Source organism: Aquabacterium sp. (assembly GCF_004297345.1).
GTDB lineage: Bacteria > Pseudomonadota > Gammaproteobacteria > Burkholderiales > Burkholderiaceae_C > Aquabacterium.
The window spans coordinates 1-3280 of the sequence record NZ_SCTN01000503.1 but is presented as its reverse complement, the minus strand read 5'-3'; the positions used below and the strand labels follow the sequence as shown (position 1 = coordinate 3280).

Here is a 3280-nt window from a genome sequence, read left to right as displayed (position 1 = left end):
CGGTCAACGACGCGCCTGTGGCCACCATCACGCCCATCAGCTACAACGCGACCGAGCAAGTCAGTTTGACGCTGAACGGCACCGGCCTGAGCATCAGCGACGTCGATGCGGGCAGCAGCAGCATGCAGGCCACGCTGTCTGTCACGTCGGGCACCTTGACCGTCTCGGCCGGCAGCACCGGCGTGGTGGTATCGGGCTCCACCACCACCACGATCACGCTGACCGGCACGATCACCCAGATCAACAATCTGCTGGCCGGCAACGGTGGCGCCACGCTGAGCTACATCATCAGCAGCGACGCCCCGCCTGCCAGCGACATGCTCACACTGCTGGTCTCAGACCTGGGCAATACCGGCAGCGGCGGCACCTTGACAGGCACTGACACGGCCACCATCAACATCACCCCGGTGAACGATGCACCCACGGTATCGATCACGGCCCCGAGCTACTCGGTGGTGCAAGCCCAGAACCTGCTGCTGCACAACACCGGCCTGAGCATCGCCGACCCCGATGGCAGCAGCACCAGCGTACAGGTGACCTTGAGCGCTGACCTGGGCACGCTCACGGTGGCAGCAGGCACCAGCGGTGTGTCGATCAGCGGATCGGGCTCGGGGAGCGTCACGCTCAGTGGCATGGTCACGCAGATCAACAACCTGCTGCAAGGCAATGCCGGCGCCACCGTCAGCTACATCAACGACAGCGGCACGCCCACGGCCAGCGCCACACTCACGCTGGCCATTGATGACCTGGGCAACACGGGTGGCGGCAACCTCACCGCATCGGCCAACGTCGCGATCAATGTCGTGCCGGCCGCAGCCATGGGCTCGGTGGCCATCCCAGGAGTCACACCAACAGACATCGCCGCCTACTATGGCTTCGACGCCAACGCCAACCTGGGGCGCGACGACTCGGCTGGCGGCCACGACATGACGCTCATCGGCGCCCCCACGCCAGTATTTGGTCACGATGGCCGAACCAGTGGCTTTGGCATCACCAACGATGAAACAGGCGCAGCGCCGCAGACAGGCGGCAGCATTGCTGGCCTGAGTACCGGTGGTGCCATGACGATTTCGCTGTGGGTGAAGTTCGATTCGTTCAACAATGCCAGCGGCGGCTTTGACCGCATCATCGATTTCGGGCAGGCGAACGCCACCGGCATCGGCAACATCGTGCTGGCCCGCGCCGCCACCACACAGCAGATGACCTTCGTGCTACAGCACGACAACATCAACCAAGATTACTGCACCACGGCTGTTGGCGACGTGGTGCAGACAGGCCAATGGGCCTACATCGCCTGCACGGTGGACAACGCCGGCACGATGAACATCTACTTCAACGGGCAGCTGTCGGGCACCTTCAATGGCACGGCCCTGGCAACCGGGGTGCGCACGAACAACTACGTGGCCCAATCCAATTGGGCTGGCAGCTATGGCATGAACGGTGCAATCGATGACCTTCTTCTGGTCAATCGCGCCATGACGGCCACCGAGATCGCCTCGCTCTATAACCAGTCAAACGGCCTGAATGTCTACGAAAAGGCGGCCAACGGCACGACCGTGGGCACCGTGGTGGACGGTTCGTCAGTCAATGGCAGCACCGTCACCTACTCGCTGACCAACTCGGCCGCCGGGCGCTTCGCGATCAACAGCAGCACGGGTGAGATCACCGTGGCAGACAGCGCCAACCTGCTTTACGCAGATGCCAGTCACTACACGCTCACCGTGCGCGCCACGGACAGCGGTGGCTTCGCGCTGGACACGAACTACACGGTTAATCTGCTCAACATCAACGATGCGCCTGTTGGCACGGCACACACCGTGACTACACTGGAAGACACACCTTATGTTTTCGGCACATCGGACTTCGGTTTCACCGATCCATCCGACCCCAGCACCAACACCCTGCTGGCCGTGAAGATCACGGCGGTACCGGCCTCTGGCTCACTGACGCTCAACGGTGCGGCCGTCTCGGCCAATGACGTGATCCAGGCCAGCGACATCGCTGCCGGCAAGCTGCAGTTCACGGCCGCCGCCAACGCCCACGGCACGGGCTACGCCAGCTTCGATTTCAAGGTGCAGGACGACGGTGGCACGGCCCATGGCGGCGCCGACATGGATGCCGCCGCCCGCACCATGACCATCGATGTGGCCTCGGTCAACGATGCGCCACTGGGCAGTGACAAGACGGTCACCACGCTCGAAGACACGCCCTATGTGTTCTCCAACAGCGACTTCGGTTTCTCGGATGTGGATGGCAACGCCTTCTTCGGCGTCAAGATCACCAGCGTGCCCGCAGCCGGCAGCCTCACCCTCAATGGCGTGGCCGTGTCGGCCAATGACGTGATCCTGGCCAGCGACATCGCGGCAGGCCGCCTGCAACTGGCCCCGGCGGCCGATGCCAATGGCACAGGCTACAGCAGCTTCCAGTTCAAGGTGCAGGACGATGGCGGCACCGCCAATGGTGGCTTGAACCTGGACACCAGCGCCCGCACCATGACGCTGGACGTGACGCCGGTCAACGATGCCCCGGCGGGTGCGGACAAGACCGTCACCACCAACGAGGACACGAGCTATGTGTTCAGTGCCTCGGACTTCGGCTTCACCGACCCGGACGACACGCCCGCCAACACGCTGCAAGCCGTCAAGCTCACCACCCTGCCCGCCGCCGGTACGCTCACGCTCAATGGCAGCGCCGTATCGGTCGGGCAGTTCGTGTCCGTGGCTGACATCAATGCCGGCCTGCTCGTATTCAGCCCTGCAGCCAATGCCAATGGCACGGGCTACGCCACATTGGGCTTCCAGGTTCAGGACAACGGCGGCACGGCCAACGGTGGCGTCAACCTGGATGCCACAACACGCACCTTGACCATCAACGTGACGGCGGTCAACGATGCCCCCACCACACAGGATGAAGCCGTCAGCGGCAACGAGGACACGCTCATCACCGGCGCAGTCAGCGGCGCGGATGTGGACGGCAACAGCTTGAGCTTCAGCAAAGGCAGTGACCCGACACACGGCAGCGTGAGCGTGGCAGCCAATGGCAGCTTCAACTACACACCCAACGCCAACTACAACGGCACCGACAGTTTCACCGTCACCGTCTCTGACGGCCAAGGCGGCACAGCCACCTCCACCGTCACCGTCACCATCAACCCGGTGAACGACGCCCCCACGGCCAACAACCCCAACGTCAGCGGCAACGAAGACACCGTCATCACCGGGCAGGTCACAGCCAGCGATGTGGAGAACGACCCGCTGAGCTTCAGCAAAGCCAGCGACCC

At 63.5% G+C, this 3280-nt stretch carries 1 protein-coding gene; it reads left to right on the top strand.

The genetic code is table 11. The features are described from left to right. A partial coding sequence (locus tag EPO09_RS19460; protein WP_290645758.1) for an Ig-like domain-containing protein occupies window positions 1-3280 on the top strand: 3280 nt, incomplete at both ends.